The sequence below is a fragment of the Selenomonas ruminantium AC2024 genome (assembly GCF_000687995.1).
Lineage (GTDB): Bacteria > Bacillota > Negativicutes > Selenomonadales > Selenomonadaceae > Selenomonas_A > Selenomonas_A ruminantium_B.
Window position 1 is genome coordinate 2,353,725 of record NZ_JIAC01000001.1, and the last position, 26,908, is coordinate 2,380,632.

A 26,908-nucleotide genomic window follows, 5' to 3' on the forward strand; every position below is an offset into this window, starting at 1 on the left:
GTTCAGCTCAGTGTTTAGTCTGTGCCGTTTGTGGGCCAGTCCTCACTGCGTTCGGACAGTCGTTCCACAGCGAAAAGTATTACCACCTCCACCCTAAGTTGCATCTGCATAAACTGTATTTTTCTCGGCGATATGCAACAATTACATCGATGTTCTTGTTACGGGAGCAACGAGTTCGTGGAGATAGGCTAATTCGTAACTTGGGGCGGACGGGGAGTGCTTTTTCTGTTAGGAGCGACTGCCTGAACGTAGTGAAGGCCGGCCCCTGTAGGAAGCCGCTAAGCAAATACGCTGAAAGCAGCGCCGTTGGCCTGCCCGGCGCAGGTAACTGGACATCTCTCTTTATCGAGGGGGTCGTTTAGCGGGAAACAGAAAAAGCACTCCCCGTTTGCCCCTGACAACGTATGAACTGGATACCTTTACCACGAACTGAACTCCCCAACAAACTGCAATAAAAAGCCCGCTGACCTATTCGTCAGCGGACTCTTTAGAAAGCGAAAGCATAGCTTATTTTTTTGTCAGCACCCACATATAAGCTGCAAAGTCCGTGTCAATCTTCTCCACGCCCAATCCGTTATACATGAGCTCATCCCCATAGAAAACCTGCCCTTTCATATCCAGGGATTTTTCCCCGCCAAAGTCCATGCTCAAACGCTGGGCGGGCAGGTAATCGGTCAGTTCATATTCCGCATCTGCGTCCAGTTCCGTCAACTGCAGCTTCCGAATCGGCGTAGCCGGTTCGGCCAGAGTCTTGAAGTAGAGCACGACCACTTCTTTACCATCTTCGCTGACAAACTGCCAAGCCGTTTCGTTTTTCGTCCCGGCAAAGGGCGTCAGCAGGCGGTAGAACTTACCAAGCTGCAGGGTCGGACGCAGTTTCTTATACAGGGCAACATGCTTTTTGACCTGTTCCTTTTCTGCGGCGCTCATGCGGGTAATATCAAGCTCGTAGCCAAAATCTCCCGCAAAGGCACAGAGTGTTCTCGTCTGCAGGCTCGTCACACGGCCCACCTGATGATTCGGTGTCACTGATACATGGGCGCCCATGCTAATCGGCGGGAACACCAGGCTCGTGCCGCTCTGAATGGACAGGCGGCAGATGGCATCGGTGTTGTCACTCGTCCAGGTCTGCGGCATGTAGTAGAGCATGCCCGCATCAAAGCGGCCGCCGCCGCCGGAGCAGCTTTCAAAGAGTACCTGCGGGAATTTTGCCGTCAGGCGTTCGAGAACATCATAAAGACCGAGCACAAAGCGCGTCTTGGTTTCGCCCTGACGTTCTGCTGGCAGTGCTGCTGAAAAAGCCTCGCTCAAATGGCGGTTGAAGTCCCATTTTACATAGTCGATTTCTGCCGATTCCAGTACATCACCGACGGCTTTCACCACATAATCACAGACCTCCGGGCGGGACAAATCCAGCACGAGCTGATGGCGGCTGAAGCTGTTCTTGTAATCGGGCACATGCAAAATCCAGTCCGGATGCGCGCGGAAAAGCTCGGAATCCTCGGAAATCATCTCCGGCTCGAACCACAGGCCGAATTTCAGCCCCCGCTTATGGGCAGAAGCCGACACGCCTTTTAAGCCCTGCTTTAATTTATTCGTATTGACAAACCAATCCCCCAGACTGCTGTTGTCGTCATTGCGTTTGCCAAACCAGCCGTCATCGAGAACTAAGAGTTCCAGTCCCAAATCGGCAGCAGACTGTGCCAGATTGTCAATTTTTTCCTCATCAAAGTCAAAGTAGGTAGCTTCCCAGTTGTTTACTAAGATAGGACGCAGTTCATGCTGATATTTGCCGCGTACAATATGTTCCCGCACCGTCTGATGGAAAACCTGGCTCATGCCGTTAAGGCCCTTATCGCTGTATACCAGCATCGCTTCCGGTGTCTGGAAAGTTTCACCGGCACTTAAATGCCACTTGAATTCAAAGGGATTGATGCCGCCGATAACCCTGGTCGTACCAAACTGCTCCACTTCGGTTACAAAGGATGCTTCACCGCTCCAAATCAGACTGAAACCATAGACTTCACCGCTCGTTTCGCCGGCATCCTTTCTGGCCAGGGCCAGGAACGGGGACTGCTGATGTGAGCTGGCCCCGCGGCGGCTGCCCGTCTCCTGTACACCGCGCATAAGGGGCACGCGTTCCAAGCTGCGTTCAGCGGCATGGCCGCCATAGAGGCTCAAACGGTCAAAGTCATGGTCAGCAAAATCCAGTGCCAAGCTGGCCGCATTGGTCAGGTCAAAGGCTTCACGGCCGCAGTTCGTAATCCTTGCACTGCGGGTCAGCATGGCCGAATCCTGCAGCAGCGTATATAAGAGCTCCACTGCCAGTTTTCCCTGACTGTCCTTCAGGTAGATATGCAGGGTTTCAGCTTCCTTTTCCCCGGCATATACGGCGGGGAGGCCTTTAAGTTTTGGCTTCCCTGCCGTGATTTCGTAATGGTCATAGAAGAGTTCCGTTACGGTCGTGCCGTTTGCCAGGCGCACTTCATAGGCGGGCAGGCGATAGTCCCCATGGCCATAAGCGGGGTATTCCTGCGGCAGGACGTCGAGCGAGAACGTGCGTTCATTTGGCCAGGCCGCCGGCTGTGGCGAAAAGGCGCGGTCAATGGCCTGCATAGGCGAGCTGTCCCGGAACGTCTTCAGGGGACGGCCCCAATAGCGGTGCAGAACATAGCGGTCTCTTACCACCTGCAGCACATAGCTTACCTGCGCATTATGCAGATGAAAAATCCCATTTTCTTTATCAATCGTAATCATGGCATGGCCTCCTTAAATGGCTTTAAGCGAAAATTCCAGATGCATCGTTTCATTCTTCATGCGGTATTCGTCCAGTACCGGTGCGCCCCAGGTATCGTCACCGCCTACGCCGCACTGGCCGGCCGATGCCCGCAGGAAGGTATGATGTACCTGCGGCAGGTCGTAGCTATGGCGGGCGTTTTCGAGTTCATGGGCGCTGTACGGCAGTGCCGAAGCAGCGAGCGGAATATCGCCGCTAATCCGCACGCCCCTGCCCCGCTTGTCGGTAACTTCCAGCCAGCGGACGCCGTTATGGTTGCCGCATTCCTGTGGCAGCAGGTAGTCTTCCATTTCATCCTGCACGGTAGATATATAGAGGCCCAGCTTTGCGCCTTCCTGACGGTCTGCGTAGTTGGCCTGCGGGCCATAGCCGTAGTAGCGCAGCTCGCTGTAATCTGCGGGCAGGGTAAAGAGCATGGCAAAGTCGGGAATCTCCGGCAGGCCTTTCACCTGCTCATAGTCGAGTTCCGTCTTCAGGCTGCCATCAGCACATACCGTATAGGTAATCTGGCAGCTGGACACCGGCTGGGTAGCCAGCTCATAGGTAAAGCGAACCTTGACTTCATCTGCCGCATATTCCTTGATGCCAAGCTGACCGAACCAGTTGAATTCCTGCCATTTGCCGTCTGCCAGCATTTCCTTTTTGACGCAGCGGCGGTAAAGGCTGGCCAGTTTCCACTGGGCTACGGCAAAATCACGGCGGCAACCGTAGTCGTTATCCACCGGTGCCCGCCAGAAGGAAGGTCTGGGCATTTCTTCTAAGAGTTCCACGCCGTTGAACTTATACGAAACGATATTGCCCTGCGCGCTGGAGAACAGGATTTGCCCACCGGCAAACTGCACGCCCAAATTGATATCGCCCTGCACGACATGCAGGGAATCCATCCCGTCCGCCCGCAGTTGGGGTGTATAATGCACAGGTTCGCTGACCTCTGCTTCAGTCACGGCTTCGGCAGGCGTTAAGACATCCACTTCCTCAACCTGCCATACACCCTGCCCAAAGGCCACTTCATGACCTTTTCTGGCCCAGGCCGTATCTTCCTTCATCAGGAGCGAAACCGTCAGGCTTTCCTCACCGGCATCGGTCACCGGCAGCTCGCTAAGTTCTATCCGCAGTTTTTCACCTGGCTTGACACTGGGCGCAGCCTCCGTCTTTTCCCAGATTTTATGGCCGTCCAGCAACAGTTCATAATGCAGGTCATATTCGCTGGCATCCGTGAACAAGCTGATGTTTTCAATGGTCACGGCATCGGCTTCCACCTGCAGATGGAAATTCTGATAGTTGAACTTCACATCCTGCAATTTGGCCGTAAGCTTCCGGTCGGCATATAAAATGCCATCCCCGCTGAAATTATAGTCGCTGGAACGGTCACCGAAATCGCCGCCATAAGCCAAAAATTCCTTGCCATAGCGGTCTTTTTTCACAATGGCCTGATCGACAAAATCCCAGATAAAGCCGCCCTGATACCGCGGTTCGCGTTCCGTAAGTTCCGTATACTTGTGCATGCCGCCGTTGCTGTTGCCCATGCTATGCGTGTACTCACAGCAGAGGAACGGCTTTTCGGGGTGCTCTTTCAGGAACTTTTCAATGTCGGCGACCTTGGTATACATCTGGCTTTCCATATCGCTGGTATCGTTATAGCGTCTATCCCAGAAGATGCTCTCATAATGCACGAGGCGGGTGGGGTCGGTCTTGCGGAAATACTCGCTCATGGCGAAAATATCCTTGCCGCCGCAGGACTCATTGCCGCAGGACCAGATGATGATGGCCGCATGGTTCTTGTCGCGTTCGAGCATGGACTTGGCTCTATCTAAGATAACGGCCTGCCATTCATCGTGGTCATTGGGAACGGTATTCTCATCACGGGCCAGCACGCCATTCTTCTGCCAGGTGCCATGGGTCTCAAGATTCGTCTCGTCAATCACATAGAGTCCATAGCGGTCACAGAGTTCATAGATATAACTGCTATTCGGATAATGCGAACAGCGCAAGGCGTTGATATTCTGCTGCTTCATCGTGATGATATCCTGCTCAAATTCCGCCGGATTCATGGCCCGCCCGCGATAGCAGTCAAACTCATGGCGGTTCACACCCTTAAAGACAATGCGCTGGCCATTGATTTTCATGAGGCCGTCTTCCAGTTTGAACTCACGGAAGCCCACATGATAGGGAATGACCTCCTGCAGATTGTCCGCGTCATCATAAACAGCCAAAAGGAGTTTATACAGATGCGGATGCTCCGCACTCCACAGCTTGGCCTCCTTCACCGACAGGATAAATTCATCCTCGCCTGCAGCCCCGCTGATGTCCTCCTCAGCAATAAGCGCCCCTGCTGCATCGAGCAGGCTGACCTTGACCTTCTTGGCATGCGCCCCTGACCAGCGGATTTCGCCCGTCAGCTCGCCATCATGGTAATCGTTTACCGGAAGTGCCGTAAGGTGCAAATCCTCCACATGGATGCGCGGCTTCGTATAGATACGCACTTCTCGAAAAATCCCGCCAAAGCGCCAAAAATCCTGGTCCTCAATCCAGCTGCCCGAGGAAAAGCGGAACACCCGCAGGGCCAGTTTATTCTCGCCTTGCACCAGATACGGCGTCAGGTCAAAATCCGCCGGCGTAAAGCTGTCCTCACTATAGCCCACGTAATGACCATTCAGATAGACTGCCACGGCCGATTCCACACCAGCCAGCGACAGATACAGATTCTCCCAGCCCTGCGGCAGGCGGAAGTACTTCACATAAGAACCCGTGGGATTGAAATGCTCCGGTACCTGACCGGGAACCACTGCTTCCTGCCCGTCCCACGGGTAAGTCTGGTTGGTGTACTGCGGCACGCCATAGCCTTCCATCTGGAAATGCGCCGGCACGCGGATGGTATCCCAATCATGGCAGTCAAAATCCAACTGCTCAAAGCCTGCGGGCGCGAGCTTCGGATTCTTCGCATAATGGAAATGCCACAGTCCGTCCAGACTGCGCACATAAGAAGATTCGCCGCGCGTAAGCTCGGCCATATCGGCATAATAATGGTGGTCGCTATGGGCTGGCAGACGGTTCTCCTGGAAAAATTCGGGGTCAGCCAGGCTGGCCAATGAAAATCTGGACTCTGACATGTGATTTCCTCCTTAATCGCTTATAGTAAACGATTTCTTTTCTAAACTACGCTCATTATACACGCAAAAACAAGATAAAACAAGGGGCTGTGATAAATAAAGCCGCAAAAAACTGCCTGTAAAAATCACAGACAGTTTTTTGCGGCTGCGGTTATGCCCTCTAGCTTCCCATCATCAGCTCTTTTTCTTCATGGCTGACTGGGTGTCATGCTCGGCACTATTTATGTCTTTACTCATATCGAAAAAAAGATGCGTCACTAGCATAAGCGACGCATCTTTTTGGGGACTCAGCCCACCAGTTCGTAACCAGCTTCGGTAATGACCTGCGCAAACTCCGTTTGGGGAATCTCCCGTTCAGCCGTTACCTTAGCCGTACCGGCTTCCAGATTTACATCCACAGACGTAACCCCCGGCATCTTAGACAGCGCATCCGTTACATGCTTCTGGCAGTGTGCGCACATCATACCTTCGATTTTCAGTTCTTTTTCCATAGCCATTTTTCTCTCTTCCTTTCTGTCCATTGCTGCTTCTTCTGCATTGTCCAGCGAAGCTGCCGTCACGGCGTTCTCCTGCTCCGGCTTAAAATAGCGCAGCCGCAGGGCATTCATGACCACACAGACGCTGGACATGCTCATAGCCGCCGCCCCAATCATGGGGGAAAGCTTTATTCCAAAAGCGGGGTATAAAATACCTGCCGCTAGTGGTATGCCAATAATATTGTAAATAAAGGTCCAGAAGAGATTTTCCTTGATATTGCGGATTACGGCCTTGGACAGTTTGATGGCACTTACGGCATCCAAGAGATTGCTGCGGATGAGCACCGCATCCGCGCTTTCCATCGCCACATCCGTGCCAGCACCAATGGCAATGCCAATATCCGCCCGGACCAAGGCAGGCGCATCATTGATACCATCGCCAATCATGGCCACCTTATGGCCCTGCTCCTGCAGTTTTGCAATATGGGCTTCTTTATTAGCCGGGAGCACCCCGGCAATGAATTTCTGCAGGCCTAACCGCCGGCTGACCGCCTTAGCAGTGCGCTCGTTGTCACCAGTAAGCATGATGACATCCAGCCCCATAGCGGTAAGTTTGCGGATGGCCTCGACACTAGAGGCTTTTTCCTTATCCGCGGCAGCAATAATACCGGCCAATTCTCCTGCCACGGCAAAGAACAGCAAGGACTTGCCTTCAGCCGCCCATTTCGCCACCAGCTCACGATGCGGCGAAATATCAATGCCCTGCTCCAGCATAAAATCTTCACTGCCAGCCAGACAGGGCTTATCCTGAACCTGAGCCTGCAGGCCGCGTCCAACGACCGCCTGAAAGCGTTCTACTTGCAATGGGGAAATCTCTTTACTCTTGGCATAAGCCAGTACAGCCTCAGCCAGTGGGTGTTCGCTTTGCGCTTCCATCCCCGCCGCCAAAGCCAACAATTCCTGCTCCGTTCTCGTAAACGCTGCCACATCCGTCACCACCGGTTTGCCCTCAGTGATGGTGCCGGTCTTATCCATAACCACGGTGTCTACACTCTGAGCTACCTCAAGAGCTTCCCCGGATTTAATCAGGATGCCGTTTTCTGCTCCCTTGCCGGTTCCTACCATGATGGCTACAGGTGTTGCTAGCCCCAGCGCACAGGGACAAGAGATAACCAGTATGGATATCGCAATGGAAAAGGCAAACTCCACGCTTTCGCCCAGGGCCAGCCAGCTGGCACCTGCCACAACTGCCAACAGGATAACCACTGGCACGAAGATGCCGGAAATCTTATCTGCCAGTCGGGCCATCGGCGCCTTGCTGGCGCTGGCTTCATCGACCAGCCGAATTATCTGGCTGATGGCCGTATCGCCGCCCACCTTCTCAGCCCGGAAATGGATTGCTCCGGCCTTGTTCAAGGTAGCAGAGGTCACACGAGCACCTGCCGCCTTGAATACCGGTAGGCTTTCTCCTGTAATCGCCGACTCATCCACGCTGGTCTGTCCCGAAAGTACCACGCCATCGGCAGGAATCCGCTCACCGGGGCGCACGATGATTTCATCCCCCACCTGCAGTTCTGCTGCCGGCACGGATATTTCCCGCCCCTCGCGCAGGACATTGGCCTGCTGCGGCGCCAATTCCATAAGCCTTGCCAAAGCCGTTCCTGTTTTCCCCTTGGCCCTGGCCTCCAGATATTTCCCAACGGTAATCAACGTGACAATCATACCGGCAGACTCAAAATAGAGATTGCGGCTGTATTCTTCCACCAGCGCCCAATCGCCATGCCCCATTCCATAACCAATGCGGAACACGGCAAAAGCGCCAAACAGCGCCGCCGCCATGGAGCCCATCCCCACCAGACTGTCCATGTTGGGCGCACCCTGCAGGAGATTCCGAAAACCATTGATATAGTATTTCCGGTTCTCATACATAATGGGCAGAATCAAAAGAAACTGCGCAAAGGAAAAAGTCAGCGCATTTTCCACACCGTCAAACAATTCTGCCACCAGAGCCGGAACCGGCAGGCCCAGCCATGCCGCATACATTTGATGCATGGCAATATACATAACGGGAAGGAGAAAGAACAACGACCACAGCAGCCGTTTTTTCAAAGCCGCCGCTTCCTTTTCCAGAGGGGATTCTTCCTTTTGGGGAGCAGCATTTTCCTGTCCTTTAACGCTGGCACCATAGCCGGCACTTTCCACCGCCGCAATAATGGTACCTGCATCCAATTTTCCTTCATCATAAGCCAACTGCATGGAATTGGTCAGTAGATTTACGCTGACATCTGCCGTCCCCTCCAGTTTCGTCACAGCTTTTTCGACTCTGGCCGAACACGCCGAACAGGTCATACCGGTTATGGTGAATCGTTCTTTTTTCATAAGCCCATCACCTCACCATCTTGCTGAGCAGCATCACGAGTTCATCTACCACCGCATCGTCCCCCTCGCGAATGTCGTGAACCACACAGCTCTTGATATGCTGGGACAGCAGTTCCTTATTAAAAGCTCCCAAAGCCGCCTGAATGGCGCTGACCTGGGTCATGATATCCACACAGTAACGGTCGTCCTCCACCATACGGCGGATGCCCCGCACCTGTCCTTCAATCCGGTTGAGCCGGGAAACAAGGCTTTTGTATTCCTTGCCATCCTTATCGCGGTGCTTATGCTTTACCTCTCCGCAACAACAACCGCCATCTATTCTATCCATAAATCCACCTCCTGGGAATCTTTCTCAAAAACATACCCCTTATGGGTATACATAATATACCCATAAGGGGTATCTGTCAAGCCACAGCTGACAGAAAAAGACGGCGGGAATCAGGACGCTCATCCAAGTTCCCGCCGTCTTTTCTTGATAAAGTTTCGGCATTTATTCAGTTCAATAATATTCTTAGCTAAGTTTATGTCCCTGCCAGCGCCAGACGATATAGCTTCCCAGAAAAGCCAGCAGCATTCCCGTCAGCACATCCGAGGGATAATGGACGCCCACATACAAGCGGGAGAAGGCCATCAACAGCGCAAAGATAAACACGGCATAGCGGATGGCCTTGCGCTCCCGCGACCACAGGAGAATCCAGGCTACGGAAAAGGAAGATACCGTATGGACAGAAGGAAAGGAATACGACTGTGGCGGCTTAACGAGCGGCACAAGTTCTGCTATATCCAAAAAGGGCCGGGGACGCATCACGAGATTTTTGATGACTTCTGCAACGCCAACACAAAGCAGGAAGGAAAGCCCTGCCACCATTCCCAGCTTGCGGGTTTTCGGATAGATGAGCAACAACAGCAGCAAAACCAGCCAAATAAGCCCATTGTCCCCCATAAGAGTAATGGCGCAGATTATGTCCGTCAGCCAGTCGCAGCGTATCGAATCCTGTATAAACAGCAAAATCATCTGGTCTAAAGTCATAGAAACCTCCCGTAATTTCCTAACGCCATTTTCGAAAGTCATTATTATAGCATGAAAGCGGATACATTTCTATGACAGATGTGACGCAAGCAGGGAAAAACCACCGTCTCAGGCGAAGTATTTCTTTTCGTCCAGCATATTGTTCTCCCTGGCCAGAATGAAGGTGGTGGCAATATTGGCACTTTCATTGCAGACACCGTTGAACATGGCCGCAATGGGCTCGACACAGAGAATGACCGAAATCGCTTCCGCGGGAACGCCCACCACCGTAAACAGATAGGCGATACAGATAATACCGCCGCAGGGAATGGGCGGTTTGGCAATGGCCATAATGCACACGGAAACCCACAAGGTAAGGAAAAGGCTGGTTGACATGTCAATCGCATACACCCGCATCAACATCAGTGTTACCAACGAGAAGAAAATGCAGTTTCCCGCCTTGTTCAGCTGAACGCCTACGGGAATGGAAAAAGCCGCCAGTTTGGCATCAATGCCTAAGTTCTCCGCGCAGAATTTCAATACAAAAGGCAACCTGGCATGGGAACTGGACACTGTGAAAATCAAGGGGCTTAGCCCCATGATTTTTCTGGTCATGGAAAAAGGCGTTATGCGGCCAAACAACAGAATAGTCATGGCGCCCACCAGCCAGACCACGGCAACGCCGATAAACAGACCGCCGAACAAACCGCTAAAGGTCAGCAGGGATTCAATACCGGTGCTGGCCAAAAGCGATGCCATCGAGAGGAACACCACCAAAGGAATGGCCTTGACGATAACTTTGAGCGTGACAATGGCGAAGCGGAACACGAAATCAATGCACTCCACCGCGCCTTTGGCTTTGTCCCCCATCTTATTGAGAATCAGACCAAAGAAAATCGCCAGGAACATGACCTGCAGAATCTTGTCACCCTTGAAGGGTTCCACCAAATCGCGGGGAACAATGTCAAATACCATATCCTTGAGGGAGCCATACTGAACAGCGGCGGCATTTCCTGCCGCCGGCGCAATACCGGCCTGCATATAGGACAGGTCACCAGCAAAAAGCAGCAGGCCAAGGCCTAACCCCAGCAGAGCCGTAATGACCTGCATAAACAGAGAAACGACCACCATCCGCCCCCCAAGTTTTCCGATAAGCGCCGCATCCGAAATATTGGTTATGCCGGCGATAATCGCAAAGAATGTAACCGGCGCCATCATCATATGCAGGGCATTCAAAAATACATTGCGCACCGGTGCGATAAGGCTGTCATTGATTGCCTTGATAACATCCGCTCCGAGAAAAGCCTGCATGAACAGGCCGCAGATACAGCCCAGCACCAGCCCGCTCAGCGTATAAATCAGCTGCCGCTTGGTGGAATCCAGCTCATGCACCTTGATGGTGACGATGTTCAGACCATTCTTGCGGACATAACCCATCTTCTGGCGGTTCGTCTTGAGGATGGCCAGTTGATACGCATCCTCCTCGGCTTCGTCTGTCAGTGTTTCGGTCACGGCAGGAATGGGATTGTACTCTGCCCCTCTTGCCATCAGGCGCAGTTCCGTATCGCCCCACATGCGGCGAAGCGCCATGCGGATGGAAAAATCCGCGCCTGCCTCCATGCCTTTTTGCAGGCGAAAAAACATTTCTTCCAGAAGCAGCTGGGCCAAGGTGATTTCCCTTGCGGGAATCCCGCGCTGCTTCAATTCTTCAGCTAAAGCCTGCCGCCCCTGACGCAGTTCCGGTGCGGTAATGGTACGAATATTTTTTTCCATACAACAACATCCTATTTGAACCATTCCGACAAGCGGCTGGCTGCAGCCAGCGCCTTATCCATATTGGGGAAGAGATATTTCCGGGTTTCCTCCACATGGAAGGCTTTGAGCTCCGAAGCAATCTGCACGTGTTTCATGGGGAAGAGTGCCCCCCGCAACAGGCCGAAGTAATCGCAGAGCGCCTTGATTTCCGCCAGCTTCTGCGCATCTTCCGTCTCGAAGTAAAGGGACAGGAGTTTATCCCAGAAGCGGAGCATATTTTCCTGATTCATGCCATGAACCTGCTGGCGGGTGGCACTGCCACTGTAACGTGCATGGAAGGCACCGGCGGCCAAATCGAAAATCGGATGGCCATAGCCGATATCCGCCATATCAATGACCACGATTTCTCCCTGCTGATACATCACATTGCCAGCATGGAAATCGCAATGCACCATGGTGGAGCGATTGGGAACCGCCGCAATCAGCTTCTTGAGCAGTCCCGTTTCCTCCTGCGTAAAGGAACCATTCGCCTCCATGCCCTCTGCCCATTTATTCCAGGTATCCTTGAGGGAGGTAAAGCCCTTCATGCCCTCAATATCCATGCTATGAATGGTCTTGTAGACCTCTGTGAACTTTTCCATGATTTCAGCAAACTGCTCCGGATGCGCCGTGATGGTCCGCCCTACCGTATCGGCATTATCCAGCATCTCAAAGACTACACCATAGGCTCCATCTACCGTCACCAAATCATAGGAAATCGCGGTAGGCACACCGGCCACGAAAGCCTTTTTGGCCAAAGCCATCTCCTGCTTGATTTTTTCCAGCGGAACACCTGCCGCATACAGCTTGACGATATTTTCAACACCAATGCGGTAGACGGTGCTGCTGCGGCCTTTGCCTACCACAGTGGCTCCCGTCACGTCAATCTCCCGCAGCGCCTTTTCGACCTGCATAAGGTCTGTAAATTTCGTCATCGCAAAGATATCATAGACATCACCAGATACGTTGCGAATGGTAAGCTTGTTTTTCCCCATCATTTTCTGCACACTGAGCAGCAGACGCAGGCCGGCACTGGAAATATAGTTAAGCTCTTTGGCATCAAAAGCAATCTCCATGCCGGGATTCGCGGCCAGAAGTTCTTCCACTTCCGCCTGCAAGGCAGGTGCATTCTGGGCATTTATTTCCCCTTCCAGAAAAATGATGCAGGTATTATTTCCTTTCGCTGTTTTCATATCAATCCATCCTTTCTGATGAACCGTAATAAACAAGTTCCAACATGGTAATATCATCTGATGGAGCGGCCTCGCCAGCGTATTCGCGAACAGCCTGATATACGCTCTCTATCCCCTGTTCCGCACGGCCGCCAGCCGCAGATAATGTCCTGAGCAGACGCTGCTCGCCAAAGAACTTCCGCCCCTCATTTCTAGCTTCTGTAACACCATCCGTATAGAGGAAGATGGCATCGCCTTCTTGCAGATGCAGCCGCTCTGTGCAATATGGCAAATCCTCCAATGCCCCCATAACGGGATGCTGCGCCTTTTCCAGATAACGGTATCTGCCGGATTGGCGGATAAGCGGAGGATTATGCCCGGCATTCACATAGATAAATTCCCCACTAAGGGTATCGAGCACGCCGCAGAAAACCGTCACAAACATGTTCTCCTTATTGCTCCGAATCAGGGAGTTATTCGTCTTGACGAAAACATCGCCCAACCGTTCCGGAGAACCGGCGAACAGAAGATTCTCCTTGAGCATGGTCTTGGCAATGACCATAAAGAGCGCCGCTGGAACGCCTTTATCGGAAACATCTGCCACCGTGATGGCCAGATGGTGCTCATCCAAAAAATAAAAATCGTAGAAGTCCCCGCCTACTTCCCGGGCAGGCTTCATCATAGCCGCCAAATCAAAATCCTTCCGCTTAGGAAAAGGATTCTGCCCAGCGGGCAAAAGTCCCGTCTGAATACGGGTGCCCACGGAAAGCTCCGTCTCGATACGCTCCTTTTGCGCGGTGGTTTTAGCCAGCCTTTCCATGGAGGCCGTAAGCTCCTCCGTCATATGATTGAAGCTTTCCGCCAACGTTTCCAGCTCATCCCCCGTCTTGAGGTATAGCTTGCGCTGCAGATTACCTGCCGCAATCTCCCGGACGCCATCCGTGAGGAAATTAATCGGCACCGCAAACCCTCTGGCCATCTGCACATTGCGCTTTAGAATTAGATACAAAAGCATGACAAAAAGAATTACCACGCCAACCACAATGAACAAAAAATAATCCCGCAGAACCATGCTGTACTGCTTAAAATCAGCCACCACAGCGGCCTCAGCCTGGTCCCCCTTAGCGGTGATTCCCGCCGTGTCGATAACGGTACCCAAGCTCCACTCCGACCCTGGCAAGGGAGCATAGGCCAGATAGTATTCGATGCCGTCAGCCTCCACCAACGCAATGCCCTTCTCCCCGGCTATCATGCGTTCCGCCGTGGCAGCCAGCGCCGAATTTTCAGCCTGCCGGAGATTCTTATTCATGCCATCCGCCGCAAACGCTCCCTCCTGTTTGGGCGAAATGATGACCACACCTTCCTTGTCCATGACAAAGCTGAATTCGGAATCATCCACCTCATCACTCTGCATGCGCCGGCAGATATAATCTGTGTCAACATCCGCCACCACTACACCGGCAATCCCCTCTGCATCATGATAAGGCGCGCAGATGGAGATACATTTCTTGCCATACGAAGCCATATACGGCTCCGTAAATATCAGCTTGCCAGCCTTGACAGTTTCCTGATACCACTCCCTGCTCAGGTAATTGTAACTGCTGCGCAAAGGTTCATGACATAAAAGCCCGCCCATTTTATCCCCATCCAGCATGTCCATGCGAATGAGGTAGCCATGCTTAGATGCAGCCAAAATACTGCCGTAATACCGATGGCTGACATGCTTGAATTCATTCTCAATGGCTGACACCGCAGCAATCTCCTGCTGCAGCTTCGGCGAAATGCCCTGCTTTACCAACTCTGGACTATAGTACACATAAGGGACATAATCCGCAACTTCCTCATCATTGGCCACGGGCAGGGTCTTCGGTATATACGTCTCTCTGTGCTGCAGAATATCCCCCATCTTATTGGCCAAAAGTTCCACACTATACGAGCAGCCTAGCAGCAGTCTCTGTACCAGACGGGCACGCAATACGGTTGTCTCCGTCAGCCCGTCCTTCACTTCCTCCTGCACGGCCGCTTCCACATAGTCCCCTACTTTTTCGGAAAGAGCCCGGTTCTGCTCTTGCAGTTCGCTTTGCAGGACAAATATACTGGCCAGGAATATTCCGCCCATGACCACGAATGTCACACAGCTGCCCCAAAGAGCCGTGCGCAGAATACGACGGTAGATGTTCATCTTCCGCTGAAAAATCAGTTCCAGAAGTATCTTTATCTTCTTCATTGCCAGCCGCTCCTAGACGCCCTTAACTTCCATCAGATACTGAAAGCCTGCCATCCGAAAAATTTCCAGCACTTCAGGAGAAAGATTGATGATGGAAATTTTACGGTCTGCCTCTTTTTGTACCGTAAGCATGACACGCAGTCCGGCACTGGAAATATACATTAGCTCCCGGGCATCGAACACGAGTGCAGAATCCGCTTGGCACTTTACGATTTCTCTGATTTCCTGCTGAATATCTGCCGCATTCTGCGCATCAATATCTCCCGCAAGAAAAATGGTAAGGATGCCCTCACTGTTCTCACTTCGCAAAGCCTCTCTCTCCTTTCCGTCAAAGTATAATATCTGGCCCCGCTATCAGCTAACAGGACCTGCACCTTCCTGTATCATAAAACGCTTAACTAAAGAATTCTCCCCGATAGCAGACGAATCCCCCTTGCCCCAAAAATTATTTTTATTTATCTATTGATTTTCATTCTCAATGATGCTATATTATATACAGGCTTTCGTTAAAGCTCTCCTAAAATATAATACACAGCAAAGAACCGGACGTACTGCTCATACGTCCGGTTCTTTGTCTTGTCATACAGGAGATGAAAACTCCTGTTCCATATCAATTTGTGCGGAACTTGTTCACGCTTTCTTTCAGGGAATCCGAGAAATTGGACAGCTCCGTACTGGAAGCGGCACATTCCTCCGATACGGCGCTGTTGTCCGTAACCACGCCCAAAATATCCGTGGACAGGGAATTGACAGCTTCCATCTTCACCTGCTGAGCAGCGCTCTGTTCTTTCAATTTGCGGAAGGCTTCGTCAACCACCTCTGTATTCTGACCGGTGCTGGCTAGGGATTCGGCAGCGGCATTGACCACTTGCGTGCCTCTGTCAATCGCCGACAGGGCCCGGCTGATGAGCTGCTGAATATTTTGCGTAGAATCCGCCGACTGTTCTGCCAGCTTTCTGACATTTTCTGCTACTACCGCAAACCCCCGGCCAGCTTCCCCAGCCCTGGCTGCCTCAATGGAAGCATTCAGCGACAACAGCGCCGTCTGTCCGGTGATTTCATCCAACGTGCCCAATATGGAGCGGATTTCATTGGAAGCATCACTGATTTCCTGCATGGCAGTAACCACATTATTCATCTGTTCCTGCGTTGCCGCAATGCTGTTCTTTGTCTGCATACGAGCCGACAGAGCATTGTCCACCAGCGTATCCACTTTGGCATTTTCTTCTATGGCTTCGCCAATCTTATTCTGCAAATCCTGCACCGTTTCATTCTGGCTCATGGCACCTTCCGCCAGGCTCTGGGAAACCTTGGACACTTCCCCAGCACTAACGGCCACCATGCTGGCCATTTCCCCCATGTTCTGCATCTCCTGACAAAGGGTCTGGCGAATATGGTTGATATTCTGCTGAATCGGTGCGTAATCCCCAATGTACTGCATATCCGTAGTGCTGACCAAATCGCCGCCCGCCATGGTATCCAGATTTTTTTCGATATCCTTGACATACCCTAGAATTTCCTGACGCATTTCGTTCAAGAGTTTGTACAAAGCACCAATTTCATCCTGACGGGGATAGCTGAATTTCTGCGACATATGGCCCTGTGCCAGTTGATTGACGCTGCCTTCCAATGCAGACAGGGGCTGTACCACCCGTTCTTCAAACGTATTCGTCACCCGCTTGAGAACCAGATAAACTGCGGCAATGAAGGCCAGCAACAGAATGTAGAGAATCACCGCCATCACATCCACCATAGTCTGGGCCGCATCCACCATGGCATTGGTCTTGTCAAAATAAGTCTCACTGACTTCCAGCAGATGGGCTGGATTCTTCGACTGCTGATATTCGGCAATGGCCGGTTTCACCTCACCCTGCCAATATTTTTCCACCTCATCCCGCTTGGCAGGAAAACTGCCAATATGCATACGGCTGCCCATCCCGGAAAGCAGTCCTTCAATCTTGGCGGTAGTCTTGCTGGCATCCGCTCCGGCTAAAACCTGCTTCACAATACGCTGACTACCGCCACGCACAACACCGGCATCATTGACCAGTGCCACATAGCTGGTGAACAGGTACAGGCTGAAGCCCACAATGGCCACCACAGCCACCACCATGATGAAAACCCGCTTTAAGAGCGTACGAATCACTCCAGCAATTGTTTCTTGTCCATTCAATTTTCACACTTCCTTTTCATCCAATTTATCCTTATCATCTTATAAAATCCCCATTTTGACATATTATAGCAGGAAAAATCTCACCATGTTGTGACTCATGTTACATTCATGGTGAGATTTCATTGCTGTTTACGAAGCCTTGCTAATCTGTACCGCACATACCTTATATTCTGGTTGTTTGGAACCAGGGTCAAAAGCATCCAAGAGTACCTTGTTAATCAAGCGGTCATCTTCTTTATCGTGGAAGGACACATACACCAGCCCTGGCATAGGCTTGCCGCGTCCATTGATTTTCGCCTTGAACTTGCAGGTTGCCCGGCGGGAGGTAATGTTGACCAAGTCGCCATCGCTGATACCTAAACGCTTGGCATCTTCTTCGTTGATTTCCACGTACATCTCCGGTGCCGCGTTTTTGAGTTCCGGCACATTTCCTGTCATGGTGGCGGTGTGCCAATGCTCCAGCATGCGGCCTGTGGTCAGGAAGAAGGGATATTCAGCATCCGGCATCTCCTGTGCATCAATCTGCGGCCGTGCATAGATAACCGCGCGATTGTTCTTCCGGCAGTAGAACTTAATGCCCTCACCCTTTTTCACATAAGGGTCATAACCTTCGGCGTAGCGGATATAGGTCTCCGGCGAATTGTCATCCGGCACCGGCCAGGTGAAACCGTGACCTTCCCGCAGACGCTTGTAGGACGCCATCTGCATATCCGTGCCTGCCTGGCATTTCTGATATTCTGCCCATACCTCTTCCGGGGTCTTAAAGGGCACCAGTTTTTCAAAGCCCATGCGTTTGGCAAAGTCAATGATGGTATCCAAATCCGGCCGAGCTTCTCCTGGCGGGTCCACCGCTTTGGCGATATGGTTGGTACGGCGCTCGCCATTGCCGTAAACGCCTTCCTTTTCCATCCAAAGAGCTGCGGGCAACACCACATCCGCCAGTTCCGAAGTACGGGTGGGATGATAGGTTTCCGACACCACCAGGAATGTCTTTTCCATGCCGGGACGATAGTAATTGAGATTGGGCAGGGACTGACCAGGATTGGTGGTCATGACCCAAAGGCATTTGAGGTCGCCGGTAACCGCCGCCTTGAACATTTCCAAAGTATGGTATCCCGGCTTAGAGGGCAGCGTTCCCTTGGGTACCCCCCATATTTCTTCCAATTCGTTGCGGTGCTTTTCATTGGCCACAAAGCGATGCGCTGGCAGGATATGGGATAGACCGCCGGTCTCACGGACACTGCCACAGGCACTGGGCTGCCCGGTAAGTGAGAACGGCGTATTGCCCGGCGTACAGATTTTACCCGTCAGCAGGTGAAGATTATGCACCAGATTGTTGGCCCATACACCACGGGTACGCTGATTAAAGCCCATGCACCACATGGACATGGTCTTTCGGTTCGGGTCAGCAAACAGTCTGGCCACTTCGCGAATGGTTGCCGCCGGAATTCCGCAAGCTGTCTCGACCTTTTCCGGCGTGTAATCCTGCAGGAACGCCTTGTATTCATCATAGGTCAGCTTATCACTGGCCCCCTTCATAAATTCCGTATGGTCGGCAATGAATTTCTCATTGGTCAGCCCTTCCTCAATGATGACATAAGCCATGGCATTCATCAGCGCCAAATCACGGCTCGGAATGAAGGGCAGATAATAGTCCGCAATATCAGCCGTACGGGTCTTTCTGGGGTCAGCTACGATAATCTTGACATTTGGGTCGCTATTCTTCCGGTCAATAATGCGGGAGAACAGTACCGGATGCGCTTCGGCAGAATTAGAACCAATCAGGAAAAAGGTATCTGCCGCCTCAATGTCAGCATAAGTACCCATGGGTTCATCAGCGCCGTAGGTAGTCACAAACCCGGCCACGGCACTAGCCATACAGGTACGCGGATTGCCTTCCACATTATTGGTGCCGATACCAGCACGGAATATCTTCTGCATGGTGTAAGTTTCTTCGGCATAAGTCTGACCGGAACCATAGAATCCCACAGAGTCCGGTCCATACTTCTCAATGGATTCCTTGAACTTCGATACCACCAGATTCATGGCTTCATCCCAGCTGGCCTCCACCAATTTGCCGTCTTTCCGAATCAGCGGATGCAGCAGTCTGTCCGGGGTATTCATAATCTTGGGCAGCAAGATGCCTTTAACGCAGAGTCTGCCCTTATTTACCGCACAGTCCGGGTCACCCTTTACGGCCACAATCTTGCCGCCGGTAACCCCTGCCAGCACACCACACCCGGTGCCGCAATAGCGACAGACACCTTTGACCCATTTTTCCGCATCTTTCTGGTCAACCGGGCCTTTATGGGTATCCCGCTTCGTTCCGCAGCCTGCTGTAAACATGGCCGCTGAAATAGCCATGGCCTTCAAAAAATCTCGTCTGGTAAACTTCATATCCATAATCGACCCTCCTTAAAGCGACCCCATGGCATCAAGATGACAGGTATAGCAGCGTTCACGGCTGGGCAGCGTCTTGTTCACAGCGTCATTATGCACAATACCCGTATGGCAGGTAACGCAGTTCATACCGTTCTCAAAATGCTTGGCCGTATGTGGGTCTTTGCGTGGCCCTGCAATTTCTGCATCCTTGATTTTATCCTGATGGCATTGGTAGCAGTTCACCTCATTGGTGTTATGCACCTTAATGGGGTCGGGAATATTGCCTGTCACATGCAGGAACAGTTCCTTGGTGCCCTTCATCTTGGACTGTACCATTCCGGTAAAGCCCGGCTGTTCATGGCAATCCGCACAATCCACATTCTTGTGGTTGGAATGCTTCCAGGTCACATACATAGGGTCCATCTCATGGCAGGTCTCTCCACAAAAAGGGCTCTGATTGGTGGCCTCAATCATGCCGTAAGCCCCTGCAAAGGCGGCAATGCAGACAAAGCCCGCTATGGCTAGATGTTTCAGTTTAATCTTTTTCTCTCCTAAACTCATAGTTCTCCCTCCTCCTTGGTTATCGGCCTATTTCTTCGTTTTCCCTTTTAACGTATACCCAATTGCTCCTTCTTGGCAAACATCTATGCAATCACCGCAATTTGTACAGAGCATAGAATCTTCCCACTTGCCTCTCTCTGGAGCAGTTCCCATGGAACATACGGCTGCACACTTGCCGCAATGGGTGCATTTTGACGCATCCACCTGAACGGCCAGCAGCTTCCTGCTGCCTAACACCCCGTAAAGTGCGCCTAACGGGCATAGCGTACGGCACCAAATTTTCTGCCCCCAAAGAAAGGCTGCACATACGACAAAAAGCAACAGCACAATTTCCATTCCCACGCCAAAGAGCAGCATCCGCATCAAGGCAAAAACGGGTGACACCGTATTAAAAACCGGCAATGCCGTAACGAGTGACAATAGCAGCGTGATTCCCAAAGCTGCTAAAGGATATTTCTTTTCCTGCAGTGGCTTCTTTTTCTTCACCGGAATCAGCTCTAAGAGAAAATTCAGCGGACAGACAAAGCTGCAAAACAATCTACCGCCCAGCACGGCTGCCACGGTCAAAGGCAGTGCCGATACCATCAGCGGCATCCAAAGACTCCTGCCCGCCAGTGTAATTTCCAGTGCCGTCAACGGGTCAGTCAGGGCCACCCCCAGCAAATCCGCCGAAATGTACGTACCATACCAAAAAAGGTCCACATACCAGATAGGCAGGAGCAGTACAATAATAAAGAAGATTTGGATAATTTTGCGAATTATTTTTACTGGCATCTTCATCCTGCCCCCTTATTCTTTTCTCGGCTTCACGGTTGCCGCCTTTTGCGGACTGGCAATGCAAACGTATTCGCAACGCCCGCAGCCGGTACAATAATCCGGGTCCACCGTGGGGTACTTATAATTCTCCAGCTTTATGGCTTTGTCATAAAACGGACAATTCGCATGACATACCCGGCAATCTTCCCCTTTTCTGGCTAGGCAGATATCTTTGTCAATCTCTGCCAGCCCCATGCGTACCTTTTCCTTGGCGACAGGCTTCAAGGCGCCTGTCGTACAGACCTCCGTACATTTCATGCAGAGGTCACAGTAGCCTTCCACAGGCACGATATAGGGGGTACCAATGGCCAGCCCCTGTTCCCCATGCGCTATCTTGATGCAGCCCAACGGACAGACTTCCGCACATTTCCCACAACGGGCACAAGTTGCCAGAAACAGTTCTTCAGGTTCAGCTCCTGGGGGACGAATCAAGCCTGTTTCTGCCTTTCCTGATTTGCTGTTTTCCAGGAAAAGCCCCAACAGACCGCCGCCCAGCAGCATCTTGATAAGAGACCGCCTCTCCATAAACGCCCTCCTTTATGTGATTTTTGTCACCATTACTATTATTATATCTGATTTAACCACCTGCTTATGTTGCCAGAGTCACCAACCACAAATTATTTTTCTGCCGCCATGGCTTCATCTTCTGTTGTGATATAACTCGGATATACCCCCAGCACCCCTTCCATGCCTTCCATCTCCATGCATTGCTTGTGTAGCTCATTGATATCAGCACTCTCCACCAGTACAATCAGTTCACCGCTCGGTGCCTTGCTCTCCACGCTGACACCTGGAATCTTCGCCAAACTCATGCACAGATTTTTCTCCGCACCATCCTTCATTTTCAATAAAACACTTCCCATGGCCATAAACAATCATCCCTTCACTTATTATTGCAAAAATAGTCAAACTCTTCCTCCCATTCTATGCTATTTCCCATCATTTGTCACGCGGAAAAATCCCCTCCCACTGACAGCAGGAAAATTTACAAAAATGCGGAATAATTATAACCGATAGAAAGGAGATGCTAGAATGCAGACGATAGCTTTAATCGCTCATGACAAGAAAAAAGATGAGATGTTGGATTTTGCCTCCCATCATAAGGAACTGCTGTCAAAGTTTCATCTGGTAGCTACCCGCACCACGGGAACCCTGCTCAAGGAAAAGCTGGGACTCAACGTGGAAACCATGATGTCCGGCCCCTTGGGCGGCGACCAGCAGATTGGCGCCCTGGTGGCAACGGAAAAGGTACAGTATGTTATCTTCCTGCGTGACCCGCTGACCTCTCAGCCCCACGAACCGGATATCAACGCTCTGCTGCGCCTCTGTGATGTCCACGACATCCCCCTGGCCACCAATCGCAAGAGTGGCCACATCCTGCTGGAATATGCCGCCAAAAAATTGCCCAGCAACTCCTAAAACGAAAACCGCTGACTCGTTGTGAGCCAGCGGTTTCTTTTGGTCAAGCCTGACGCTTATCGGTTGTTTTGCTGATTGCCCCAGTAGCAGCCACCGTGTCCTCCACGGTGACGACGGCCGCAGTAATAGCCATCATCGGACTGGCTCCCATCTGCCTGCCAGCAGTAGCCGGGACGATAATTATCGGAACCTGCGCCCGTTTCTGCGGCCATGGCGGGCACGGCACTGGCGATAATCAAACCGGCGGCAAGGGATGCAAATATCTTTTTCATCATGAAAACCTCCTACATAAATCTGTTTGTTGATGGTTTCATTATGCCATACATTTGTGACGAAAATGTTACGATTTTAGAAAAAATATTTTTTGCCGCAAGGGATTTTTTCTGCTAAACTGTAGGCAATCACGAGGAGGGATGTACATGACACGGCTTTTGATTGCAGATGACAATGCTGCCATCCGGGAGATACTCAACATCGCCGCTAACGCGGCAGGTTTTGATACCGTTCCTGCCATCGACGGTGCGGATGCCTGGCAGAAATTTTCCAGCGAAAACATTGACCTGATTCTGCTGGATGTGATGCTGCCCAAAATGGACGGCTTTACCCTGTGCCGCAAAATCCGTCAGGAATCGGCGGTGCCCATCATCATGATAACCGCCCGCGGTGACGATTATGACCGCATCATGGGGCTGGATTTAGGCGCCGACGATTATGTGGTCAAACCATTTTCCACCGCCGAGGTCATGGCCCGGGTCAAGGCCGTGCTGCGGCGCTGGCAGAAGGACGCTACAGCTAACGATACACTTACCTGCGGCAATCTTTGCCTGCATGAACAGCAGGGACGAGTAGAGATTGAAGGTTCCCCCCTGCCCCTCACCCACAAGGAATACGACCTGCTGCATTTATTTCTGACCCATCCGCAGCAGATTTTTTCCCGAGAGCAGCTGCTTGATTTACTCTGGGGTTATGACTACAGCGGCGACACCCGCACCGTGGACACCCATATCCGCCGCCTGCGGGCCAAGTTGGATAAAGCAGGACTTCAAGGCGGCAGCATCGCCACCGTCTGGGGCCGTGGCTATCGCTGGGAGCTTGGAGGCAGCAAACCATGAAACAATCCCTGCTAAAAAAAATGCTGCTGTATTTTTCCGCGGTGCTGTTATTGTTCTCCCTGCTGATGGGCGTTCTCTTTTCCCTGCTATTTGCCCGGCACAGCCAGGAAATCCATCAGGAAGAAATGCAAAAACGCGCTTTGGCGCTGGCGGCGGCGATTCCTGCCATGGAAGAAGCCACGAAAATTTTGCAGGCCGAAGATGACAGCTCCGCCAATACCAGCAGGCCGGCCGTAAATTTCTCCGGCCGAGGCCACGGACGTCATGGTTCCATGATGCAGCAAGGGCAGGGCTGGTGCCGCAGACAATACAGTGAACCAGACAACAACGCGACGGCTTTTTTCCAACAGCTCAATGAACTCGGCGAAGGCGAGGTCTGGCTGGTATCAGCGGGCAGCCATATGATTCGTTCTTACGGCGCTGAAAATAAAGATATCCTGACCGACCTGCCGCCGGAAGCCGAAGAACTTATCGCCGAAGTGCTGCAGGGTCAGGCCGTTCATAGCCGGGCCTTTTCCCCGCTTCTCGGAACTCCCGCCATAACCGTTGCAGCTCCCATCTACCAGAATGGCCGGATAAGCGGTGCCGTACTATTGCATCACTCCCTGAAAAATATGGAAGCCAGTCAATGGCAGGGCATACGGCTTCTGGGGATTTCCCTGCTGCTGGCGCTATTGCTCACAGCCGTGCTGGCTGCGATTCTGGCCAGACACTTCACCCGTCCCCTGCTAAAAATGCAGCAGACGGCCCGCGCCTTTGCCAGCGGAGATTTGACAGCCCGCACGGGCATCCATCAGCAGGACGAGATTGGCCAGCTGGCCGCCGACCTTGATACCTTGGGCACGGAACTGGAACAATCCCGCACCGAACGGCAGGATTTCCTGACTGCCATTTCCCATGAACTGCGCACGCCGCTGACCGTTTTGCGGGGAACCCTCGAACTTCTCTGGCAGGATTTAACGTCCACACCAGAGCAAAAAAGCCGCTGCCAAGCGCAGGCCATGAGCAGTCTGACCACTTTGGAACGGCTGGTAGGGGATTTATTGGAGCTCACGCGGCTGCAAAATCCCGGTTTCACCCTGCAAAAGGAAACACTTGATGTCACCGAGGCTTTTCAGGACGCCGTGCGGCAAATGCAGATTATGGCAGCAGCCAAGCAGATTAAAATCGTCACGGATTTTCACCAGCCCCAGATTATCGAGGGCGACTATGGACGTCTGCGGCAGCTGCTTGTCATTTTGCTGGATAACGCCATAAAATTTTCTCCTGAAGAAACTTCCATCACTGTTGCGCAGGAAATCACGCCCCAAGGCTGGCAGTTCAGCGTGACCGACCAGGGCTGCGGTATCCCACCGGAGGAACTGCCCCATATCTTTGCTAAGTTCCGCAGCAGCCGGGGACAAGCAAACCGGCAGGGCACCGGCCTTGGCCTGGCCATCGCGCAGGAGATTGCCCAGCGCCACGGGCTACAGCTGACCTGTGAAAGCCAAATCAGCCAGGGCAGCAAGTTCATCATCATCGCGGAATAAAAAAATTTTAGTACAAAGGCAATATCTTTTTGACATGTCATTTCATTTTCTTACTTCAAACCATTTCTCATTTTATTTGACATATGTCTAAAACATGTTATAATCTGATTAAGACATATGTCAAAAACTATGGAGGTTAGAAGATGAGCAGGCCATTGAAGAAACGGCGTGTCTGTGCCCTGCCGATTAGTTCCTGCTTTAAGCCGGAAATTGACACAGAGCATCCACCCGTATACATTTCTCTGGAAGAATATGAATGCATTCGTCTCATGGATTATGAAGGCATGGGACAGGAGGAATGTGCCCAAAGCATGGGCGTTGCCCGTACAACCGTACAGGCACTCTATGCTGCAGCCCGCAAGCGGATTGCCGGCTGTCTGGTCGAAGCCCGCCCGCTAATCATTACCGGCGGTAACTTCGAATTGTGCCCCGCTTATCAGCATAGCCGCCATCCCGTGAGATTTGCCAGACAGAAAGGAAGTAACACCATCATGAAAATTGCCGTTACCTATGAAAATGGCCTTATCTTTCAGCACTTTGGTCATACCAGCCAGTTCAAAATCTATACTGTAGAAAACAATCAGGTTCAGGAATCCCATATTCTGGACAGCAACGGTGCCGGTCATGGCGCTTTGGCCACACTGCTGCAGGAAGAAAAAATCGATACCCTCATCTGTGGCGGTATCGGTGGCGGCGCCCAGAATGCACTGGCTCAGGTTGGCGTAACCCTCTATGGCGGTGTACAGGGCGAAGCCGATAAAGCCGTAAGTGATTTCCTGGCCGGCAATCTTGCCTATGACCCGGCTGTACATTGCAACCATCATGGCCATGGCGAAGGCCATACCTGCGGCAGCCACGGCTGCGGCGGTCATCACGCATAAACCGATAAAAATAAAGCACCTGCTATCCAATGGTTCGTCATTGGTATAGCAGGTGCTTTTATTTGCTTATTTAGCTTATTTAGCTTTCTTGTTTTTTTCTGCTTTGGCCGCTACCGTGTCATACCATTCCTGCACAACAGACAATGCCTCAGCATGCTCTTCTACCGGCGTGGCCTTGTAAAGATTACTCTGCTGGCCCTCGCGTTTTTCGAGCACATAGGTTGTCCCTTTGCGCTGGAAGAAGTACAGCTCTGTTTTATCCCTTGGAATCGTCAGTTTTACATAATCGCCTTTGAGCGTCGTATCGCCCTTGACCATCTCATAGGTATTGCCATAGAGAAGTTTTTCGCCAAAGGGCAGCGACCAGACACCCTCCCCGGAACAATCTGCCGCAGACTTCTTCCCCAGCGAATATTTCGTTCCTGACCGGTAACTGAGGTTGGCCAGACAGATGCCAATATTGCTATTGTCAGCAGTCAGCGGCGAAAGCCCCGGATTATCCTTCAGGAAATTCTTCCGCACATCAGACCAGGCCCAGGCAGATAGCTTGCTCCACTGCTCCTGGTCCCGCTTCATGGCTTCTGGCGTCTCCCGCATATAGCGCACATCCGTGGGATGCTCGAAAATGAAATAGCCGCCTTTATCATCCCGGGCAAAGAGCGTTCTGCCCGACATATCTCCACAAAGCATCTGCTTGAGCTCGGCTTTATTCACCTTGCTGATGGCAAAGAGCCAGCCCGCTCCGGAACATTCTCCGGCCGCCTTGTGGGACGCTTCTATTGAAGCTTTTTCTGCAACGGAAAAGAGCCGCTTGCCATCCTGGAATTTTGTCTGCGTCAGCACAAGCTTGGCATATTTTTGCGGCAGGCGCAGGCGGTACTCTGCATGTTCAAACACGCGGGGTACCGGATAGAACTGCACAGTTTCTGCAGCTGCCTTGACCGCGGCCTCGCAGCCTCCCCAAGAGCCCATTAAAACACAGGCTGTCAAAGATGCTGCTGTGGCCATTTTGCCATATTTCATCTGTCCTCATCCTTTCCATAAAATAACCCATAAGCATCTATATCGGTT

The 26,908-nt window shown here is 51.9% G+C and carries 20 protein-coding genes and 1 pseudogene; 4 read left to right on the forward strand and 17 right to left on the reverse strand.

Features of this window, described 5'->3' with window-relative positions; translation table 11 throughout:
• Positions 1-507: 507 nt before the first annotated feature.
• From P157_RS0111285 to P157_RS0111355, 15 genes and pseudogenes are all read right to left on the reverse strand, one after another.
• Complete coding sequence (locus P157_RS0111285) at positions 508-2,757, reverse strand: alpha-galactosidase (protein WP_026761083.1); 2,250 nt, start codon at positions 2,755-2,757, stop codon at positions 508-510.
• Between the two features lie 12 nt (positions 2,758-2,769).
• Positions 2,770-5,907: a glycoside hydrolase family 2 TIM barrel-domain containing protein gene (locus tag P157_RS0111290; RefSeq protein WP_026761084.1), complete on the reverse strand. Its 3,138-nt coding sequence runs from the start codon at positions 5,905-5,907 to the stop codon at positions 2,770-2,772.
• Positions 5,908-6,194: 287 nt separating this feature from the next.
• Positions 6,195-8,762 (reverse strand): heavy metal translocating P-type ATPase, encoded by a 2,568-nt coding sequence (locus P157_RS0111295; RefSeq protein ID WP_026761085.1) that lies wholly within the window; start codon positions 8,760-8,762, stop codon positions 6,195-6,197.
• A gap of 7 nt (positions 8,763-8,769) precedes the next feature.
• A complete protein-coding gene (locus P157_RS0111300; protein ID WP_037368346.1) occupies positions 8,770-9,090 on the reverse strand; it encodes a metal-sensing transcriptional repressor in 321 nt (106 codons plus the stop codon).
• Positions 9,091-9,273: 183 nt separating this feature from the next.
• A complete protein-coding gene (locus tag P157_RS0111305; RefSeq protein WP_026761087.1) occupies positions 9,274-9,792 on the reverse strand; it encodes a phosphatase PAP2 family protein in 519 nt (172 codons plus the stop codon).
• A gap of 108 nt (positions 9,793-9,900) precedes the next feature.
• Positions 9,901-11,544: a cation:dicarboxylate symporter family transporter gene (locus P157_RS0111310; RefSeq protein ID WP_026761088.1), complete on the reverse strand. Its 1,644-nt coding sequence runs from the start codon at positions 11,542-11,544 to the stop codon at positions 9,901-9,903.
• 11 nt (positions 11,545-11,555) lie between these two features.
• Positions 11,556-12,758 (reverse strand): anti-sigma factor antagonist, encoded by a 1,203-nt coding sequence (locus P157_RS14975; protein WP_051598607.1) that lies wholly within the window; start codon positions 12,756-12,758, stop codon positions 11,556-11,558.
• Position 12,759: 1 nt separating this feature from the next.
• Entirely contained in the window at positions 12,760-14,964 is a 2,205-nt protein-coding gene (locus P157_RS14980; RefSeq protein WP_051598608.1) for a SpoIIE family protein phosphatase, read from the reverse strand.
• Between the two features lie 12 nt (positions 14,965-14,976).
• On the reverse strand, positions 14,977-15,273 hold the full coding sequence (locus P157_RS0111325; RefSeq protein WP_026761089.1) for an STAS domain-containing protein: 297 nt from the start codon (positions 15,271-15,273) through the stop codon (positions 14,977-14,979).
• Between the two features lie 301 nt (positions 15,274-15,574).
• Complete coding sequence (locus P157_RS0111330) at positions 15,575-17,137, reverse strand: methyl-accepting chemotaxis protein (RefSeq protein ID WP_026761090.1); 1,563 nt, start codon at positions 17,135-17,137, stop codon at positions 15,575-15,577.
• 129 nt (positions 17,138-17,266) lie between these two features.
• Entirely contained in the window at positions 17,267-19,540 is a 2,274-nt protein-coding gene (locus tag P157_RS0111335) for a molybdopterin-dependent oxidoreductase (protein ID WP_230578482.1), read from the reverse strand.
• Between the two features lie 12 nt (positions 19,541-19,552).
• On the reverse strand, positions 19,553-20,080 hold the full coding sequence (locus P157_RS0111340; protein ID WP_026761092.1) for a cytochrome c3 family protein: 528 nt from the start codon (positions 20,078-20,080) through the stop codon (positions 19,553-19,555).
• A 27-nt stretch (positions 20,081-20,107) separates the two neighbouring features.
• A complete protein-coding gene (locus tag P157_RS0111345) occupies positions 20,108-20,854 on the reverse strand; it encodes a 4Fe-4S binding protein (protein WP_080695482.1) in 747 nt (248 codons plus the stop codon).
• Positions 20,855-20,938: 84 nt separating this feature from the next.
• Positions 20,939-21,421: pseudogene (locus P157_RS0111350) on the reverse strand (4Fe-4S dicluster domain-containing protein); the annotation flags it as partial.
• Positions 21,422-21,513: 92 nt separating this feature from the next.
• A complete protein-coding gene (locus tag P157_RS0111355) occupies positions 21,514-21,744 on the reverse strand; it encodes a chaperone NapD (protein ID WP_196243121.1) in 231 nt (76 codons plus the stop codon).
• 184 nt (positions 21,745-21,928) lie between these two features.
• Between P157_RS0111355 and P157_RS0111360 the strand changes: the two genes are divergently transcribed.
• On the forward strand, positions 21,929-22,315 hold the full coding sequence (locus P157_RS0111360) for a methylglyoxal synthase (RefSeq protein WP_026761096.1): 387 nt from the start codon (positions 21,929-21,931) through the stop codon (positions 22,313-22,315).
• Between the two features lie 56 nt (positions 22,316-22,371).
• On the opposite strand, the gene P157_RS0111365 is transcribed toward P157_RS0111360, so the two are convergent.
• Positions 22,372-22,590 (reverse strand): hypothetical protein, encoded by a 219-nt coding sequence (locus P157_RS0111365; RefSeq protein WP_196243122.1) that lies wholly within the window; start codon positions 22,588-22,590, stop codon positions 22,372-22,374.
• Between the two features lie 144 nt (positions 22,591-22,734).
• Between P157_RS0111365 and P157_RS0111370 the strand changes: the two genes are divergently transcribed.
• The 3 genes from P157_RS0111370 (at position 22,735) to P157_RS0111380 (ending at position 25,837) form a co-directional block, all read left to right on the forward strand.
• Positions 22,735-23,427, forward strand: coding sequence for a response regulator transcription factor (locus P157_RS0111370; RefSeq protein WP_026761098.1), 693 nt, complete (start codon positions 22,735-22,737; stop codon positions 23,425-23,427).
• Positions 23,424-24,956, forward strand: coding sequence for a sensor histidine kinase (locus tag P157_RS15770; protein WP_051598609.1), 1,533 nt, complete (start codon positions 23,424-23,426; stop codon positions 24,954-24,956). The genes P157_RS0111370 and P157_RS15770 overlap by 4 nt, the downstream gene beginning before the upstream one ends.
• A gap of 143 nt (positions 24,957-25,099) precedes the next feature.
• Complete coding sequence (locus tag P157_RS0111380; RefSeq protein WP_026761099.1) at positions 25,100-25,837, forward strand: DUF134 domain-containing protein; 738 nt, start codon at positions 25,100-25,102, stop codon at positions 25,835-25,837.
• Positions 25,838-25,912: 75 nt separating this feature from the next.
• Here P157_RS0111380 and P157_RS0111385 read toward each other — a convergent pair whose 3' ends face one another.
• Complete coding sequence (locus P157_RS0111385) at positions 25,913-26,860, reverse strand: hypothetical protein (RefSeq protein WP_026761100.1); 948 nt, start codon at positions 26,858-26,860, stop codon at positions 25,913-25,915.
• Positions 26,861-26,908: the final 48 nt, after the last annotated feature.

What these genes read in the sequence shown, in the direction of transcription:
- P157_RS0111285 (WP_026761083.1), bottom strand. Translation starts at nt 2,757, where the DNA reads ATGATTACGATTGATAAAGAAAATGGGATTTTTCATCTGCATAATGCG.
- P157_RS0111290 (WP_026761084.1), bottom strand. Translation starts at nt 5,907, where the DNA reads ATGTCAGAGTCCAGATTTTCATTGGCCAGCCTGGCTGACCCCGAATTT.
- P157_RS0111295 (WP_026761085.1), bottom strand. Translation starts at nt 8,762, where the DNA reads ATGAAAAAAGAACGATTCACCATAACCGGTATGACCTGTTCGGCGTGT.
- P157_RS0111300 (WP_037368346.1), bottom strand. Translation starts at nt 9,090, where the DNA reads ATGGATAGAATAGATGGCGGTTGTTGTTGCGGAGAGGTAAAGCATAAG.
- P157_RS0111305 (WP_026761087.1), bottom strand. Translation starts at nt 9,792, where the DNA reads ATGACTTTAGACCAGATGATTTTGCTGTTTATACAGGATTCGATACGC.
- P157_RS0111310 (WP_026761088.1), bottom strand. Translation starts at nt 11,544, where the DNA reads ATGGAAAAAAATATTCGTACCATTACCGCACCGGAACTGCGTCAGGGG.
- P157_RS14975 (WP_051598607.1), bottom strand. Translation starts at nt 12,758, where the DNA reads ATGAAAACAGCGAAAGGAAATAATACCTGCATCATTTTTCTGGAAGGG.
- P157_RS14980 (WP_051598608.1), bottom strand. Translation starts at nt 14,964, where the DNA reads ATGAAGAAGATAAAGATACTTCTGGAACTGATTTTTCAGCGGAAGATG.
- P157_RS0111335 (WP_230578482.1), bottom strand. Translation starts at nt 19,540, where the DNA reads ATGGATATGAAGTTTACCAGACGAGATTTTTTGAAGGCCATGGCTATT.
- P157_RS0111340 (WP_026761092.1), bottom strand. Translation starts at nt 20,080, where the DNA reads ATGAGTTTAGGAGAGAAAAAGATTAAACTGAAACATCTAGCCATAGCG.
- P157_RS0111345 (WP_080695482.1), bottom strand. Translation starts at nt 20,854, where the DNA reads ATGCCAGTAAAAATAATTCGCAAAATTATCCAAATCTTCTTTATTATT.
- P157_RS0111360 (WP_026761096.1), top strand. Translation starts at nt 21,929, where the DNA reads ATGCAGACGATAGCTTTAATCGCTCATGACAAGAAAAAAGATGAGATG.
- P157_RS0111365 (WP_196243122.1), bottom strand. Translation starts at nt 22,590, where the DNA reads ATGATGAAAAAGATATTTGCATCCCTTGCCGCCGGTTTGATTATCGCC.
- P157_RS0111370 (WP_026761098.1), top strand. Translation starts at nt 22,735, where the DNA reads ATGACACGGCTTTTGATTGCAGATGACAATGCTGCCATCCGGGAGATA.
- P157_RS15770 (WP_051598609.1), top strand. Translation starts at nt 23,424, where the DNA reads ATGAAACAATCCCTGCTAAAAAAAATGCTGCTGTATTTTTCCGCGGTG.
- P157_RS0111380 (WP_026761099.1), top strand. Translation starts at nt 25,100, where the DNA reads ATGAGCAGGCCATTGAAGAAACGGCGTGTCTGTGCCCTGCCGATTAGT.
- P157_RS0111385 (WP_026761100.1), bottom strand. Translation starts at nt 26,860, where the DNA reads ATGAAATATGGCAAAATGGCCACAGCAGCATCTTTGACAGCCTGTGTT.